Here is a 15,231-nt window from a genome sequence, read left to right on the forward strand (position 1 = left end):
GTGAGGAGTCGTTCATGCGTCGTTCGTTCCGACAATCCTGGTCGCTGCTGATCCTGGCCGCGGCCATGTTCGTGCCAGGCACCGCCACTGCGGCACCGCTGCCGGTCGACTACAACTTCTTCGCCGGCATCGTCCCCGAACTCACCAACCCAGGCGGCTCGCTGCCCGGCGCGAACGACCCGACCTGCGTCCCCTCGGCCGAGCACCCTGATCCGGTGGTCCTGCTGCACGGCACCGGCGGCGGAGGCCAGACGAACTGGGGCGTATATGCCCCGCTGCTGGCCAACGAGGGTTATTGCGTGTTCAGCCTCACCTACGGCTCGTACGCGCTGCCGTGGCCCGTCTCGGCGATCGGCGGCATGGCGCCGATTCCACAAAGTGCCTCCCAGGTTTCCGCCTTCGTCGACGACGTGCTGGCCCGCACCGGCGCGCAGCGCGTGGACCTGGTCGCGCATTCGCAGGGAAACATCGTCGGCAACTACTACGTCAAACGCCTCGGCGGTGGAGACAAGGTCGGCAAGCTGGTCGGCATCGCCCCGCCGTGGCTGGGCACCAACGCGTTCGGGGCGGGCGATATCGCCCATTTCAGCCGGGCCTTGGGCGCGGGACCGGCCTTCGACGCCGTCTCCTCCTCGCTGTGCCAGGCCTGCGGGCAGATGTTCACCGGCTCGCCGTTCATGACCGCGCTCAACGCCGACGGCGTCTACGACCCGCGCGTGCGGTACACCAATATCGTGTCCGCGATCGACGAACTGGTCGTCCCGCACACATCAGGCCTGGTACCGGGCCCGAACGCCACCTCCGTCGTGGTCCAGGACGGCTGCGCGCAGGACTACTCCGAACACCTGGCCATCGCGGGCAGCCCCCGCGCGGCCGGTCACGTCCTCAACGCCCTCGACCCGGCCCGACAGGCACCCGTGCCCTGCGAATTCGTCCCACCCTTCACCGGCTAGCCCCTCGGCGCCGATTTCGCTGTAGGCAAAACTGAAGTGGAAACGAATGCCGCGACGTGCGCGTTGTGAGTGAATGACCATGTTGTCGCCGGTCCCCAATAGGGTGGACCGGCGGCGGCGGAATCCCGTGCCAACTACAGTGGTGGCGGGGGCCGCAACCCCCGGGCTTCATGGCAGGCTGGCGACGACAGTTGTCGGTCCGACGCCCTAGGTTGTATCGAGCGCATACTGCGGCGTCTGTTGCCAGAATGTCGGAGCAGGAGAGTGAGGGAGCGATGTTCGAGAGGTTCACCGACCGCGCGAGGCGTGTCGTTGTCCTGGCCCAAGAAGAGGCCCGGATGCTCAACCACAACTACATCGGCACCGAGCACATCCTGCTTGGGTTGATCCACGAGGGCGAGGGCGTGGCGGCGAAGTCGCTGGAGTCCCTTGGCATCTCGCTGGAGGGTGTGCGTAGTCAGGTCGAGGAGATCATCGGGCAGGGCCAGCAGGCGCCGTCCGGTCACATCCCCTTCACCCCGCGTGCCAAAAAGGTGCTCGAGCTGAGTCTGCGCGAGGCGCTGCAGCTGGGCCACAACTACATCGGAACCGAGCACATCCTGCTCGGCCTCATCCGCGAGGGCGAGGGCGTCGCCGCCCAGGTCCTGGTCAAGCTGGGTGCCGACCTCAACCGTGTCCGTCAGCAGGTCATCCAGCTGCTGTCGGGGTACCAGGGCAAGGAGCCTGTCGAAGGCGCCGGTCCGCGCGGCGAGGCGGGCACTCCGTCCACGTCGCTGGTGCTGGACCAGTTCGGCCGCAACCTCACTCAGGCGGCCCTGGAAGGCAAGCTCGACCCGGTCATCGGTCGCTCGAAGGAAATCGAGCGCGTGATGCAGGTTCTGTCGCGCCGCACCAAGAACAACCCCGTGCTGATCGGCGAGCCCGGTGTCGGTAAGACCGCTGTGGTCGAAGGCCTTGCCCAGGCCATCGTCAACGGTGAGGTCCCCGAGACCCTCAAAGACAAGCAGCTCTACACCCTCGACCTGGGTTCCCTGGTCGCGGGCAGCCGCTACCGCGGTGACTTCGAAGAGCGCCTCAAGAAGGTGCTCAAGGAGATCAACACCCGCGGCGACATCATCCTGTTCATCGACGAGCTGCACACGCTCGTCGGCGCGGGTGCTGCCGAAGGCGCCATCGACGCGGCCTCGATCCTGAAGCCGAAGCTGGCCCGTGGCGAGCTGCAGACCATCGGTGCCACCACCCTCGACGAGTACCGCAAGTACATCGAGAAGGACGCCGCCCTGGAACGCCGTTTCCAGCCGGTGCAGGTGGGCGAGCCGACCGTCGAGCACACCATCGACATCCTCAAGGGTCTGCGCGACCGGTACGAAGCACACCACCGGGTCTCCATCACCGACAGTGCGCTCGTGGCCGCCGCCACCCTGGCCGATCGCTACATCAACGACCGGTTCCTGCCGGACAAGGCGATCGACCTGATCGACGAAGCGGGTGCGCGCATGCGCATCCGCCGGATGACCGCTCCGCCGGACCTGCGCGACTTCGACGACAAGATCGCCGACGCGCGCCGGGAGAAGGAAAGCGCTATCGACGCGCAGGACTTCGAGAAGGCCGCGCGTCTGCGCGACAAGGAGAAGCAGCTCGTCGCCAAGCGTGCCGAGCGCGAGAAGCAGTGGCGTGCGGGCGATCTGGACGTCGTGGCCGAGGTCGACGACGAGCAGATCGCGGAGGTGCTTGCCAACTGGACCGGCATCCCCGTCTTCAAGCTCACCGAGGAAGAGACCACCCGTCTGCTCCGCATGGAAGATGAGCTGCACAAGCGGATCATCGGCCAGGAGGAAGCGGTCAAGGCCGTCTCCAAGGCGATTCGTCGTACGCGTGCCGGTCTGAAGGACCCCAAGCGTCCGTCGGGCTCGTTCATCTTCGCCGGCCCCTCGGGTGTCGGTAAGACCGAGCTCGCCAAGTCGCTGGCCAACTTCCTGTTCGGCGACGACGACGCGCTCATCCAGATCGACATGGGCGAGTTCCACGACCGCTTCACCGCGTCGCGACTGTTCGGTGCCCCTCCCGGGTACGTCGGTTACGAAGAGGGCGGCCAGCTCACCGAGAAGGTGCGGCGCAAGCCGTTCTCGGTGGTGCTGTTCGACGAGATCGAGAAGGCGCACCAGGAGATCTACAACACCCTCCTGCAGGTGCTCGAGGACGGCCGTCTCACCGACGGTCAGGGTCGTACGGTCGACTTCAAGAACACCGTGCTGATCTTCACCTCGAACCTGGGCACCTCCGACATCTCGAAGGCGGTGGGCCTCGGCTTCACCCAGTCGAACGCCCAGGGCTCGAACTACGAGCGGATGAAGCTCAAGGTCAACGACGAGCTGAAGAAGCACTTCCGCCCCGAGTTCCTCAACCGCATCGACGACGTGATCGTGTTCCACCAGCTCACCAGCGAGCAGATCGTGATGATGGTGGACCTGATGATCACGCGCGTGGGCAAACAGCTGAAGAACAAGGACATGGCCATGGAGCTGACCGAGAAGGCCAAGGCCTTGCTCGCCAAGCGTGGCTTCGACCCGGTTCTCGGCGCTCGTCCGCTGCGTCGCACGATCCAGCGCGAGATCGAGGACCAGCTCTCGGAGAAGATCCTGTTCGGCGAGATCGGCGCAGGCCAGACCATCACAGTCGATGTCGAGAACTGGGACGGCGAAGGCCAGGGCGAGGACGCCAAGTTCACCTTCGCGGGCAAGTCCACGAAGCTGACCAAGGCCCCCGCAGGCGACGACAAGCCCGAGGTAGTCCTCACCGGCGCAGCCGAGGGCACCGCGCCCGAAGCCGCCGCCTCCGGCGAGTAGTCAGCACAACGACGGAGCCCGCCCCCTGGAAGTTTCAGGGGGCGGGCTTTTCGTTGCCAGGATCAGCCGAAGCTCTGCAGGAGTCCGGACCGATGGTGCGCGGCGTGCACGAATACCTCGACCAGGCTGGCGTAGTTCTCGCGGAGGTAGCCGAGGCCGTCGTTGCCGTCGCGGATCCAGATCGGGGGATAGACCCCGATGGTGTCCATCGCGACCGGGTCGTAGTGGGCGGCGAGGTTGTCGAATGATGTATTGCCCAGCAGTTCCGCCGTGTGAGCGACATCGTCTGGATCCCATCCGCTGTACCCGTCGATGGGCAACGGCGTAGCGGTGAAGAACAGGTCGATACCCGTATCCGCCGCTTCCAGAAGGTATTTCAGCCCCGCCCACGACTTGTCCAAATACCCGTTCGGGTCGGTTTCCGGTGGCGTGTAGTCGGCGAGAAACTCCTCCGCGCAATCTTTGTGCTTCATCGCCAGTTCCAGATCCGCCGCGCTCACCCTGGTGAACGACATGATCACACCCACAACAGTTTCCTTTCCTCGGTTTCGTTCACAGCCTTGTTGTCAGCTAGGCGAGTCGACCCAGTACCGCAGAGTTCGTCGAAGACGCGTAGGCGAAGAACGCCTGTAGCCGGGTATAGCCGTCGCCCAGGTAGTCGAGCGCTTCGTCGCGGTCCTCCCAGATGTCGGGGCGCGCGTCCTCCTCGTCCATCAACTCGGCGGAGAAATGCTCGGCGAGTCGGTCGAAGGGAGTCGAGGTGAGGACTTCTGCTGCCGCGGCGACTTCCTTCGCGGTCCATACGGTGAGGCAATCCTCGCGATCGTTGGGCCGGTCTTCGCGCAAGAGGTCGAAGTCGACGGCCGCTGCGGAGAACAGCAGGCGCAGCCCATCCCAGGCTTGGTCGAGGTCACCGCATGGTTCGCCCTCAGCAAGGATCGGTGCGTCGAGGAATTCGTCGGGGACATCGGTCGACCCGGCGATGTTGTCGGCGTCGGCGGGGGAGATGCGGGTGAAGACAAAGATCGTGCTCACGGAATCGGGCTCTTTTCGCCGGGGAGTGGTCGGTCCGTGGTGACGGTAGGAATCGCGGCTTGGCGATACCTTGGCGACTCCTTTTCGCCGGTCCCGCAGGCGAATTCGTCGGCGTACGGTGGGAATTGCTCGTACAAACCGACATGGGGGTGTTCGCACACATGACTGATTCCGATCGCACGTTGATTGCGGTATTGCTCGACCGTTCCGGGTCGATGCAGACCATCAAGGCCGATACCGAGGGTGGGTTGGCCGCCTATTTCGAGCAGCAGCGGGCGGTGCCGAAGAAGATCGAGGTGACGCTCGCGCAGTTCGACACCACCTATGACGTGGTCTACGCGAACCTGCCACTGGAGCAGGTGCCCGCACCGAACCTGCAACCGCGCGGCGGAACAGCGCTGTACGACGCGGTCGGCAAGCTCGTCACCAGCGTCGGCACCGACCTGGCTGCCCGACCCGAATCCGAACGCCCCGGCACCGTGATCGTCGTGGTCCTCACCGACGGCCACGAGAATTCCAGCCGCGAATGGACCCACCCCGCCGTGAAGTCCCTGATCACCCAGCAGCAGGACGTCTACAACTGGACCTTCGTGTTCCTCGGCGCCAACATGGACGCCGTCGAAGTAGGCACCAACCTCGGCTTCGACCCCGGCTCGGCCATCACCTACGCCCCGGTCGCAGGCGGCGTCCGAGGAGCCTTCGACGCCCTGTCGGCCTACTCCTCCCGAGCCCAAGCAGCCCCCGCAGGCGCACCCAGACGCGCCCGCTTCTCGTCGGGCGAACGTCAGCAGGCCGACCCGGGAAAGTAGCCGACTACTGCCAACCCGGGCGGACCAGCCCTGATTCGTAGGCGATGACTACGAGCTGGGTGCGGTCTCGGGCGTTGAGTTTGGTGAGGATTCGGCTGACGTGGGTGCGGGCGGTGGCGGGGGACATGAACAGGCGGGTGCCTATTTCGGCGTTGGTGAGGCCTTCGGCTACCAGGGTCATCACCTCGCGTTCGCGGTCGGTGAGTTCGGCGAAGGCGGCGGGAGGTGGTTGTTTGGTGTGGGTGGCGAATTCGGCGAGCAGGCGGCGGGTGACGCCGGGGGAGAGCAGGGCGTCGCCCGCGGCTACGACGCGGACGGCGCGCAGCAGGTCGGCGGGTTCGGTGTGTTTGACCAGGAAGCCCGCGGCGCCGGCGCGGATCGCCTCGAAGACGTACTCGTCGAGTTCGAAGGTGGTCAGGACTACGACGCGGACGGCGGCGAGTTTCGGGTCGTCGGCGATCATGCGGGTGGCGGCGAGGCCGTCGAGGATGGGCATGCGGATGTCCATCAGCACCACGTCGGGGACCAGCGCGCGGGTCATTCGCACGGCCTGTTCGCCGTTGTCGGCCTCGCCGATCACCTCGATGTCGTCTTGGGCGTCGAGGAGTGCGACGAAACCCCCACGGACCAGCGCTTGATCGTCGGCGACGAGGAGCCGGATCTTCGTCGGACCAGCACCGCTGCGCGGCACCTCGGGGTCGCTCATGCGCGGGCTTCTTCGCCGTTGGCCGCTTCCGATCGCGCGTCGGCGGACGTGCGGGCCTGCGTTGACAAAGCCGCAGGTCGAGCAGGTAATCTGGCCGCCACCCGGAACCCGCCGGACGGCCGCGGCCCTGCGGTGAGAGCCCCGCCGAGCGCATGCGCCCGCTCCCGCATCCCGATGATCCCGTTGCCGCCGATCCCCGTTCGAACGGCGGTCCCGGTCGGTCGGGTGTTGTCGACGGTGATGTCGACGGATTCGGGCGTGTAGCGCAGGGTGATCAGCGCCGTCGCGCCCGGCGCGTGCCGCACCACGTTGGTCAGCGATTCCTGCACGATCCTGGCCGCCGCCACGTCGATCACGCTGGGCAACTTCTTGGGCATGCCGATGATCTTGGTGTCGACGTCGAGCCCGGTCGAGCGGGTGCGTTCCAGGAGACCGTCGAGGTCTTCGAGCGTCGGCGCGGGCGCACGTGGGGCCGGACGTGCAGGTTCAGGGCGTGGGGAATCCGGTTCAGTACCAACAGTTTCGGGATACTCAGGTACGACGGCGGCCCCGCTGCGAATCGCGTGCAGCAGCGTATGGACTTCTGTCAGAGCCTCTTTGGACGTCGTTTTGATGGTCGCCAGCGCAGCCGCGGCCTGCTGCGGCTTGCGATCGAACAGTTCCAATGCCACCGATGACTGCACATTGATCAGCGAAAGACTGTGCGCGAGAAGATCATGCAGTTCGCGAGCAATAGACAGCCGCTCTTCGGACGCCGCCCGGGCCTGCTGGGATTGCTCGTCACGCGCAGTCGCCTCAGCCCGCTGTTCACGCGCCGACACCACGGCTCGCCGCTGCCGCACCCCCTCGGCGATCGCGACCAGCACCCCCATCCACGCGAGCAACCCGAAAATCTGCCACGCGTCGGAATCCCGCCCGAGCAGCGCGGGCAACGGCCACACCATCAGCAGAAACCCGACCGCGACCACCGGGTATGTGCGCCAACGCGATCCGCTCACCGCCGCGGTAAGGAACGCGATGATCAACGAGAGGAAAATCGGCCCATACCCGTAGTCGCGCAACACATAAACCACGGCGGCGACGAACGCCACCAGTAACACCGGTTCGGGCCGCACCCGCCGGAATCCGAGCGCGATCGGCCCCGCGAGCAGCAGCAGATACGCGAACGCATCCAATGACCGCACCCCGGTCTGACTCGCATTCGCCCCGGAACTCGCGGCCAACTGGATCACCGCGACGATCACCGCCAGGCCCCAGTCCTGCACGACCGAGCCACGCACCCACTTCGCAGACATTCCCACCTGCTCAACCCTATTGCGTGCGCGCGGTGCCCGCGTCGGCCTGCGCACGTATTTCCTGCGATAGGCGCACTGCGCCTGCACTTCCGCTGATCCTGAGCCCCTTCGCGCCCGCGATTCGCGACGCCCGTAGTCCGCGCGGCGTAGTACCGAGCACGCCGCGCGACGGATGCCCGAGCACCCCGTGAGCGCGGATTCTGATTCCCATGAACGAATCGATCGTGGTCACCACGGAGTTGACCAAACGCTATGGCGAGCATGTCGCGGTGGACGCGGTGAGCATGCGGGTCGCGGCCGGGGAGATCTACGGCTTCCTCGGCCCCAACGGTGCGGGCAAAACCACCACGCTGCGCATGCTGGCCGGCCTCATCCGCCCCAGCGCGGGCACCGCGACGGTCCAGGGTTTGTCCCCGGGCGACCCGGAGGTCTTGCGCCGGATCGGCGTCCTCATCGAGGGCCCCGGCTTCTACCCCTACCTCTCGGGCCGCGACAACCTGCGGGTTCTCGCCCGATATCGCGGTCACGGCAACGCCGACGTCGAGACCGCGCTGGAACGCGTCGGCCTGGCCGACCGGGCAGGCGACCGGTTCCGCACCTATTCGCTCGGCATGAAACAGCGCCTCGGCGTCGGCGCGGCCATGCTCGGCGACCCGGACCTGCTCATCCTCGACGAGCCGACCAACGGCCTCGACCCCGCGGGCTTGGCCGAAATGCGCACGCTCATCACCGATCTCGCCGCCGACGGCCACACGGTCCTGCTGTCGAGTCATCAACTCAGCGAGGTGCAGGAAATCTGCCACCGCGTCGGCGTGATCTCCGGCGGTCGGTTGCTCGCGGAATCGACGGTGGCCGAATTACGCGGCACCGCAACACTTCTCCTGCGCGCCGAACCGGTCAGCGTGGCCCTCGACGCCGTGCGCGCGATCGCTCCCGCACGGACGGGCGCGGACGGAATCAGAGTCGAAACGAGCGCCGCGATGGCACCCGATGTGGCACGAGCCGTGGTCGCGGCAGGTGCTGACCTGCTCGAACTGCGCGTAGACGAGAAATCCCTGGAAGAAGTCTTCTTCGAGATGACGGCTGTGGAGGTAGCGAAATGAACACCATGACAAGGGATCTCACTGCGAGTGTCCGTGCGGAAATATTGCGGCTGGGTCGCTGGCCCGCCTTCTGGATCGTCCTCGCAACCTGGGTCCTGCTCAACCTGACCTTCGCCTACCTGTTCAACTACCTCGCCTACACCTCCGGCGAGAACGGCGCGATGTCCGACGGCCTCCCTCGTGACGTGCTACTCGGACAACTCATGCCCGCCGCCGTCCCCGAGGTGTTCACGCAGGGCATGTCGATGTTCGGCGGCGCGCTGGTACTGATTCTCGGTGCTCTGGCCGTGGGCAGCGGATATGGCTGGGGCACTTGGAAAACCGTGTTCACCCAGGGCCCGAGCCGAGCCGCGGCGGTCACGGGACTCCTGGTGACCCTGCTGGCGGTGGTCTTCGCACTGGTCCTGGCCGCCTTCGCCGTCGATATCGGCATCGCCACGGTGATCGCGGCCAGCGAATCCCAGCCCATCACGATGCCTGCTCTGGACGACTCGCTGGTCGGAATCATCACCGGCACAGCCATTCTCGGAATGTGGACCGCCGCGGGCGCCTTCATCGGTGCCATCGCTCGCGGCCCCGCGTTGGCTGTCGGCCTCGGCCTGGTGTGGGTGCTGGTGGTGGAGAATCTGCTCCGGGGTGTGGCCGGCATCTTCGGCCCGATCGAAGCCGTCACCAACCTGATGCCGGGCACCGCCGCCGGTTCGGCAGCAGGCGCGATGCGCACCGTGGCGGGCCCGGCGAACCCCGGCGTCCTCGACATCCTCACCCGCGGTGAATCTTTCGCCCTGCTGGCCATCTACGTGCTGGCCTTCGCGGGCGGCACGATCTGGCTCATGACCCGCCGCGACCTCACCTGACCCGCGACCTCCGAGGCGAGCGGCAGGTTCCGTCGAGAGAAGCTAAGGCGCACCGAGTAATCGGTGAGCGACAGTCGACAGTCCGGCGATGATCTGCTCGGGCGATAGTCCGCGCTCACGCTGCTGTAGGTAGACCTCGGCGGCGAGCGGCGCGAGGACCGTGTCCACCAGCGAATCCGGTTGCGGCACACCGGCCTCGACGAGCAGCGACCGCACGTGCACAGCCCAGAAACCGTAAGCGCCGGTGGCGAACCGTGCGCCCCCTGTCTCCGCGCCGAGCACGAGATGCGCATGGCCGGTGAGCAATTCGATCATCGCAGCGTAGAAGGCGGCCAGCCGCTCGGCCGGGGGAGCGCCGGGGCCGAGTGGCGGTGCCCCGCGCAGGAGCTGTTCCTGGAGGGCCCGTTCGTGCTCGTCGAGCAGGGCGACAGCGATCGCATTGCGGTCGGGATAGCGGCGGTAGAGGGTGCCGCGCCCGACACCCGCCGCCTTGGCGATGTCGTCCATGGTGACCGTCCGTGGGTCGCGGGTGGCGAACAGTTCGGCGGCCGCCGCCAGCACTTTCGCGCGATTACGGGCCGCGCCGGTGCGCTCGGGAGGCGCCGGCGCACCTACCGCGACCTCGCCGCCGAGCCGACACCGTTCATCGACGAGGGCTGGACCGAACTGTGCGACGCGGTCCTCGCCGCCGGAACCACCGACTTCGACCGACTCCCGGACCTGGCCGTCACGCCCGCGGCGCGGGCCGCCTGGCAGGTGGTCGAACCGCTGCTGGCGCAGGTGTTGGCCGCCGACGTGATCCTGATCGGCACGCCGATGTACAACTACTCCATCCCGGCTTCCCTCAAGGCCTGGCTCGACCAGATCACTTTCCCTCGAATGTCCTTGGGGCAGCGCAGGTTCGTCGTGGTCACGGCTCGCGGCGGCGCGTACTCACCCGGCGCACCCAAGGCCGCGTTCGACTACCAGGAACGCTTCCTGCGCGACTTCTTCGCCGGCCATTTCGCCGTCACCGACACGGTTTTCGTCCACGCGGAGTTCGCCAACGCCGTCCAGGATCCGAACCTCGCCCACCTGCGCGACGCACACGAGGCGTCCCTGGCCGCCGCACGGGCCGAAGTGCGCGTGCTCGCAAAGGAATACGTGCGATGAGCTGGCTTGTCCTCGGCCTGGCAGGCCTCGTCGAAATCATCTGGTCGCAGACCATCAAACCCACCGAGAACTTCACCGAACTCGGCCCGACCCTGCTGTGCGTCGCGCTCGGCTCGCTGGCGGTGTACCTGCTCTCGCGCGCCATGCAGACCCTCCCGGTCGGGACCGCTTACGCGGTGTTCACCGGGATCGGCGCGGTCGGCGCGATCGGGCTCGGAGTGCTGGTGCACAAGGACCCGCTCAGCGTCGGACGCGTGCTGGCGCTGTCGCTGATCGTCGGGGGCATCGTGCTGGCACGAGCCACCGCGACCGAATGACGCGAGAGCCGCGTCAGTGGTCGTCGATCAGCCCGTTTCGGTGGGCGATGGCGGCTGCTTCGGTGCGGCTGGTGGCGCTGAGTTTGGTCAGAATGCGCGAGACGTGAACGCCCGCGGTATTGGCGCTGATGTAGAGCTCGGTGGCGATGGCCCGGTTGGTCATGCCCTTGGCGACCAGGCGTAGGACGTCGAGTTCGCGGGCCGTGAGGCCGAAGGTGCGTGGTGTCGGTGCCGTGGCGGGTCCGGGGTGCGCGTGGGCGACGGGCAGTCGGGCTCGGCGGGCCAGATTGTGTGCGGCATCGGTCAGGGCAACGGCACCCAGATCGGCTGCGATCGTGCAGACGGTGCCGATCAGTGTGGTCGCGGATTCTCTATTACTCTCGGCGACAAGGCATTCGGCAGCTGTGAGCAGTGCACGCGCCCGTTCGTAGGGTTGATCGAGCGCGGCCCAGGAATCGGCCGCCGTAGTCCAGTCTGTCGAGGTGTGGGAGGTCTGCGCGCGATAGGCGGCGGCGTTGGCGTTGTCGACAGGGGAGGTTCGCGGCAGCGACGAAGCGAGCGCGAGCAACTCCGGTGGAGCCTGTTCGACACCGGCGGCCGATGCCACCAACGGCCAGGTTTCCCGGGGATGGGCGAGCAGGGGATGGGCGAGCGCCTCGGTGAAAACCGTTCGAGCGGTGTCGATGTCGTTGTGTGTCAACGCAATGGTGGCCTGCACGACCGCCAGCTGGATGCGATATTGGCGCGCGTAGGCGCCGTCGCCGAGCAGCTCGCCCGCCTGCGCGGACAACCGTTCCGCTGCTGACGAATCACCCTGCGCGACAGCGATAGTGGAGTAGCACAGCTTCACGGCGGCGATGGTCAGCGGCGGTAGCTGACCCAGTTGAACGTCATCGACAACGGCGAGTGCCTCGTCCCAGCGTCCGAGCGCGGTCAACGACTGCACCCACTTCACGAACAGAATCGGCCCTGATTCCTCGAAGTGGAACACCGAATGCGCTGTGCGCAAACCCCGTTCGATCACCTCGATCGCCGCTGCGTAGCGTCCAGCGCTGTGTAGCAAGGCGGACTCCCAGACCGCGACATCCATCCCGATGCGAAGATCGGTTGTCTCGGCGACAGCGGCCCTGGCGGTCTCGAAATGTGCTATCGCAGTGTCGATATCGTCGCGACAGGCCAGGCCGCGGTAGGCGTGCGCGCGGGCGGTCAGCGCGGCGATCGCGGAGGGGGTGCCGTCCGGCAGTGCGTCCAGGATGCGCAGTACTTCGTCCGCGTCCTCGATCGTGGCGGCCGAATCGCCGGAAAACGCACTCTGCAGCGCCCGCGTGGCCAGCGCTTGCGCGCGAAGCAGGCTCGGCGGATCCACCGGCAGCAGTGCCAGCCCGCGATCCAGATCGGTGCCGGGACCAGCGCCGGTCCGACTGCGCAGTGCCGCGCGGTGCAGATAGAGCTGGGCGGCCTCGACCGGTTCGCCCGAGCGGTCCAGCTCGCGCAGCGCACGGTCGGCGGTGTCGATGCCGAGCGTGATCTCACCACAGCGGTTGCAGGCGGCAACGAGCTCGGCCAGGACCCGCGCGCGCGTGGTGTCGGGCAGTTCCGCTGTGGGCAATCGGTCCCACAGCTGCACCACCCGTCGCAACGGGTGCACTCGGGCGGCGGCGTCGTCGAGACCTCGCGCGCAGTTCCAGTAGGCGAGAAGTGCCCGGTGCAGATCACCGGCGGCTTCGGTGTGCTGTGCGAGTTCGGCGTAGTAGCGCGTCGGCGGCAGCGTCTGTCGGCCGATGATCTCGGCCACCGCGGCGTGCATTCCGACGCGCTGGGCGGGCAGTAGATCGTGGTAAATGGCCTGTCGAATCAACACGTGCCGGAATTCGTAGCCCGACGAGCCGGGTCCCTCCGAAGGCTCGCCGTCGACGGTGCGCAACACGTGCCGATCGGTCAGCTCGCGAACCGCCGCGAGCAGCGCCGGTTCGGGCAGGTCGACCAGCGCTGCCAGGGTTTGGTGCCGCATCCCGGACCCGATCACCGCCGCGGCGTCGGCCACCGCGCGACCATCGGCGCTGAGCCCGGAAACGAAACTCAGCAGCAGATCGGTCAACTCCGCACCGTCGCGCGAACGGCTCAACGCCTCGACGAACAGCGGGTTGCCGCCGCTGCGCTCGAACACCCGCGAGATCACGGCCGGTTCCGGTTCACTGCCGGTCAGCGCCGCCAACTGCCGCCCCACCTCATGGCGGGTCAGCGGTGCGGGGGCGAGCACCCGGACCGCCGGATCGCGTCGCAGCTGGGCCAGGAGATCGCGCATCGGCGCGGATTCGGCGGGTCGATAGGTGCCGACCAGAAGCACCCCGCGTCGTTCCAGGTTGGCTACCAGAAACGACAGCAGCTCTCTGGTTCCCGAATCGGCCCAGTGCAGATCCTCGAGCACAACCACCACCGGGCGGGTGAGGGCCAGCTGTTCGAGCAACAGCAGCACCTCACCGAACAGCTGCGTGCGATCCGAATCCGTCGCGGGCACACCCGACCGCACCGCCACCTGCGGCAACCATTTCGCCAGCGCGGGCCGGGGCGGCAGGAGCGCGGCCACTTCCTCGACACCGACGCTGCGGATGATGCTCGCGAAGGCGGCCGCGAAAGGTGCGAAAGGCATTGCGGTACCGCCGAATTCGGAACACCGACCCACCGCGCATACCGTCGACACGGTGAGCCGGGCACTGAACTCCGCCACGACCCGCGACTTGCCGATCCCGGCCTCGCCGCCGATCAGCACCGCGCTCACCTGCTCGTCGGCCACAGCGGCGGCCAGGGCAGCGACCTCGCCCGCCCGGCCCACCAATACGCTGCTGACCGTTTCGCTCACCGACATCCTGACCTGTTACCTGGGTGGATTCGACCTCTCGTAGTCGAATATAACGAGATCTGGTGATGTGGCGACCCCCTCTTCAGCGGAACCATAAATCTCATGAACAGCAACGAGATCCGCCCCTTCCGCATCGACATACCGCAGGCCGACATCGACGACCTGCACCACCGCCTCACCCGCACCCGCTGGCTCGACGAGGTCGGCGATCGCACCGACTGGACGCGCGGGGTTCCCACCACCTACCTGCGCGAGCTGGCCACCTACTGGGCCGAGAAGTTCGACTGGCGTGCCGTCGAGGCAGCCCTCAACGCCCACCCGCAGTTCACCACCGAGATCGACGGTGAGAACCTGCACTTCCTGCACATCCGCTCCGAGCGCGCCGACGCCACGCCGCTGCTGTTGATCCACGGCTGGCCGGGCACCCCCGCCGACTTCGCCGCGCTGATCGACCCCTTGACCAGCCCCGTCGACGCCGACTCTCCCGCCTTCCACCTGGTGATCCCCTCGTTGCCCGGCCACGGCTTCTCCGGTCCGCTCACCGAACTGGGCTGGAACGACGGTCGGGTCGCGGCGGCCCTGGCCGAGTTGATGACCCGCCTGGACTACGACCGCTTCGGCGTTCACGGCGGCGACCACGGCGCGTTCATCGCCCCGTGCATCGGCCGCGACCACAGCGACCGGGTGATCGGGGTACACGCCAACGCCCTGGTCACCTTCCCGACCGGCGATCCGGCCGACATGGCGGCGCTGACCGGGCCGGAGCGGGCGCGCCTGGCCGCCATGGGGGAGTTCCGCGACAGTGGTTCGGCCTACATGAACCTCGCAGGCTCGCGACCGAACACCATTGCCCAGCTACTCGCGGATTCGCCAGTGGGACAACTGGGTTGGATCATCGAGAAGTACAAGGAGTGGACCGACGCCACCCACGTGCTGCCCGAGGACGCCATCGACCTCGACACGATGCTGACCACGGTCACCATCTACTGGCTCACCGACACCGCCCGCAGCGTCGCGAACTACTACTACGAACGCTTCCACGACTCCACGATGTTCGTGCCCGCCGCCGCGGGTACGGTCCCCACCGGCGTCGCGGTCTTCACCACCGCCGACTTCGCCATCCGCCGTTTCGCCGAGAAGGCCCACAACATCGTGCACTGGTCGGAGTTCTACTCCGGCGGCCATTTCCCGGCCCTCGAGGTCCCTGATCTCCTCAGCGGCGATATCCGCGAATTCTTCGACGGCCTCATCCACTGATTCCCGCCGGCTGATTCCCGCATCGTCTCACGAATTGTGAG

At 67.1% G+C, this 15,231-nt stretch carries 14 protein-coding genes; 8 read left to right on the forward strand and 6 right to left on the reverse strand.

From position 1 onward, the window contains the following. The first annotated feature begins 14 nt into the window (after positions 1-14). On the forward strand, positions 15-953 hold the full coding sequence (locus tag ACFWU5_RS21835) for an esterase/lipase family protein (RefSeq protein ID WP_379268477.1): 939 nt from the start codon (positions 15-17) through the stop codon (positions 951-953). Between the two features lie 275 nt (positions 954-1,228). Beyond that, positions 1,229-3,799: an ATP-dependent Clp protease ATP-binding subunit gene (locus ACFWU5_RS21840; protein ID WP_379268479.1), complete on the forward strand. Its 2,571-nt coding sequence runs from the start codon at positions 1,229-1,231 to the stop codon at positions 3,797-3,799. A gap of 62 nt (positions 3,800-3,861) precedes the next feature. Here ACFWU5_RS21840 and ACFWU5_RS21845 read toward each other — a convergent pair whose 3' ends face one another. Both ACFWU5_RS21845 and ACFWU5_RS21850 read right to left on the reverse strand, forming a co-directional pair. Next, complete coding sequence (locus ACFWU5_RS21845) at positions 3,862-4,314, reverse strand: DUF1877 family protein (RefSeq protein WP_379268481.1); 453 nt, start codon at positions 4,312-4,314, stop codon at positions 3,862-3,864. Positions 4,315-4,369: 55 nt separating this feature from the next. Beyond that, positions 4,370-4,834 carry a DUF1877 family protein gene (locus ACFWU5_RS21850; protein ID WP_379241073.1) on the reverse strand — a complete coding sequence of 155 codons (465 nt, stop codon included), beginning with the start codon at positions 4,832-4,834 and terminating at the stop codon, positions 4,370-4,372. Positions 4,835-4,995: 161 nt separating this feature from the next. Here ACFWU5_RS21850 and ACFWU5_RS21855 point away from each other — a divergent pair, with 161 nt between their 5' ends. Beyond that, the gene (locus tag ACFWU5_RS21855; protein WP_379268483.1) at positions 4,996-5,643 is read left to right on the forward strand and encodes a VWA domain-containing protein; all 648 of its coding nucleotides are present in this window, start codon (positions 4,996-4,998) and stop codon (positions 5,641-5,643) included. Between the two features lie 4 nt (positions 5,644-5,647). Here the strand turns inward: ACFWU5_RS21855 and ACFWU5_RS21860 are convergent, their stop codons facing one another. Both ACFWU5_RS21860 and ACFWU5_RS21865 read right to left on the reverse strand, forming a co-directional pair. Next, positions 5,648-6,349: a response regulator gene (locus ACFWU5_RS21860; protein WP_379268485.1), complete on the reverse strand. Its 702-nt coding sequence runs from the start codon at positions 6,347-6,349 to the stop codon at positions 5,648-5,650. Beyond that, complete coding sequence (locus ACFWU5_RS21865) at positions 6,346-7,644, reverse strand: sensor histidine kinase (RefSeq protein ID WP_379268487.1); 1,299 nt, start codon at positions 7,642-7,644, stop codon at positions 6,346-6,348. Before ACFWU5_RS21865 ends, ACFWU5_RS21860 begins: the two co-directional genes overlap by 4 nt. A 209-nt stretch (positions 7,645-7,853) precedes the next feature. Between ACFWU5_RS21865 and ACFWU5_RS21870 the strand changes: the two genes are divergently transcribed. Both ACFWU5_RS21870 and ACFWU5_RS21875 read left to right on the forward strand, forming a co-directional pair. Continuing rightward, positions 7,854-8,747 (forward strand): ABC transporter ATP-binding protein, encoded by an 894-nt coding sequence (locus tag ACFWU5_RS21870; RefSeq protein WP_379268489.1) that lies wholly within the window; start codon positions 7,854-7,856, stop codon positions 8,745-8,747. Next, the gene (locus ACFWU5_RS21875; protein ID WP_379268491.1) at positions 8,744-9,604 is read left to right on the forward strand and encodes an ABC transporter permease subunit; all 861 of its coding nucleotides are present in this window, start codon (positions 8,744-8,746) and stop codon (positions 9,602-9,604) included. The genes ACFWU5_RS21870 and ACFWU5_RS21875 overlap by 4 nt, the downstream gene beginning before the upstream one ends. Positions 9,605-9,646: 42 nt before the next feature. Here ACFWU5_RS21875 and ACFWU5_RS21880 read toward each other — a convergent pair whose 3' ends face one another. Further along, positions 9,647-9,919 (reverse strand): hypothetical protein, encoded by a 273-nt coding sequence (locus ACFWU5_RS21880; RefSeq protein WP_379268528.1) that lies wholly within the window; start codon positions 9,917-9,919, stop codon positions 9,647-9,649. A gap of 255 nt (positions 9,920-10,174) precedes the next feature. On the opposite strand from ACFWU5_RS21880, the gene ACFWU5_RS21885 reads away from it, so the two are divergent. Together ACFWU5_RS21885 and ACFWU5_RS21890 are read left to right on the forward strand one after the other, a co-directional pair. Beyond that, positions 10,175-10,756, forward strand: a complete 582-nt coding sequence (locus tag ACFWU5_RS21885) for an FMN-dependent NADH-azoreductase (RefSeq protein WP_379268523.1) — start codon at positions 10,175-10,177, stop codon at positions 10,754-10,756. Then, a complete protein-coding gene (locus ACFWU5_RS21890) occupies positions 10,753-11,073 on the forward strand; it encodes a DMT family transporter (RefSeq protein ID WP_379268493.1) in 321 nt (106 codons plus the stop codon). The genes ACFWU5_RS21885 and ACFWU5_RS21890 overlap by 4 nt, the downstream gene beginning before the upstream one ends. Positions 11,074-11,086: 13 nt before the next feature. On the opposite strand, the gene ACFWU5_RS21895 is transcribed toward ACFWU5_RS21890, so the two are convergent. After that, a complete protein-coding gene (locus tag ACFWU5_RS21895) occupies positions 11,087-13,933 on the reverse strand; it encodes a helix-turn-helix transcriptional regulator (RefSeq protein ID WP_379268495.1) in 2,847 nt (948 codons plus the stop codon). A gap of 102 nt (positions 13,934-14,035) precedes the next feature. On the opposite strand from ACFWU5_RS21895, the gene ACFWU5_RS21900 reads away from it, so the two are divergent. After that, positions 14,036-15,190: an epoxide hydrolase family protein gene (locus ACFWU5_RS21900; RefSeq protein WP_379268497.1), complete on the forward strand. Its 1,155-nt coding sequence runs from the start codon at positions 14,036-14,038 to the stop codon at positions 15,188-15,190. The last annotated feature ends 41 nt before the right edge of the window (positions 15,191-15,231 follow it).

Origin of the sequence: Nocardia sp. NPDC058640 (genome assembly GCF_042716995.1) — a bacterium.
Classification (GTDB): Bacteria; Actinomycetota; Actinomycetes; order Mycobacteriales; family Mycobacteriaceae; genus Nocardia.

Bases quoted from the DNA above. Each gene is read 5' to 3' on its own strand.
- ACFWU5_RS21835 (WP_379268477.1), top strand. From the start codon at position 15: ATGCGTCGTTCGTTCCGACAATCCTGGTCGCTGCTGATCCTGGCCGCG.
- ACFWU5_RS21840 (WP_379268479.1), top strand. From the start codon at position 1,229: ATGTTCGAGAGGTTCACCGACCGCGCGAGGCGTGTCGTTGTCCTGGCC.
- ACFWU5_RS21845 (WP_379268481.1), bottom strand. From the start codon at position 4,314: ATGTCGTTCACCAGGGTGAGCGCGGCGGATCTGGAACTGGCGATGAAG.
- ACFWU5_RS21855 (WP_379268483.1), top strand. From the start codon at position 4,996: ATGACTGATTCCGATCGCACGTTGATTGCGGTATTGCTCGACCGTTCC.
- ACFWU5_RS21860 (WP_379268485.1), bottom strand. From the start codon at position 6,349: ATGAGCGACCCCGAGGTGCCGCGCAGCGGTGCTGGTCCGACGAAGATC.
- ACFWU5_RS21865 (WP_379268487.1), bottom strand. From the start codon at position 7,644: ATGTCTGCGAAGTGGGTGCGTGGCTCGGTCGTGCAGGACTGGGGCCTG.
- ACFWU5_RS21870 (WP_379268489.1), top strand. From the start codon at position 7,854: ATGAACGAATCGATCGTGGTCACCACGGAGTTGACCAAACGCTATGGC.
- ACFWU5_RS21875 (WP_379268491.1), top strand. From the start codon at position 8,744: ATGAACACCATGACAAGGGATCTCACTGCGAGTGTCCGTGCGGAAATA.
- ACFWU5_RS21880 (WP_379268528.1), bottom strand. From the start codon at position 9,919: ATGATCGAATTGCTCACCGGCCATGCGCATCTCGTGCTCGGCGCGGAG.
- ACFWU5_RS21890 (WP_379268493.1), top strand. From the start codon at position 10,753: ATGAGCTGGCTTGTCCTCGGCCTGGCAGGCCTCGTCGAAATCATCTGG.
- ACFWU5_RS21900 (WP_379268497.1), top strand. From the start codon at position 14,036: ATGAACAGCAACGAGATCCGCCCCTTCCGCATCGACATACCGCAGGCC.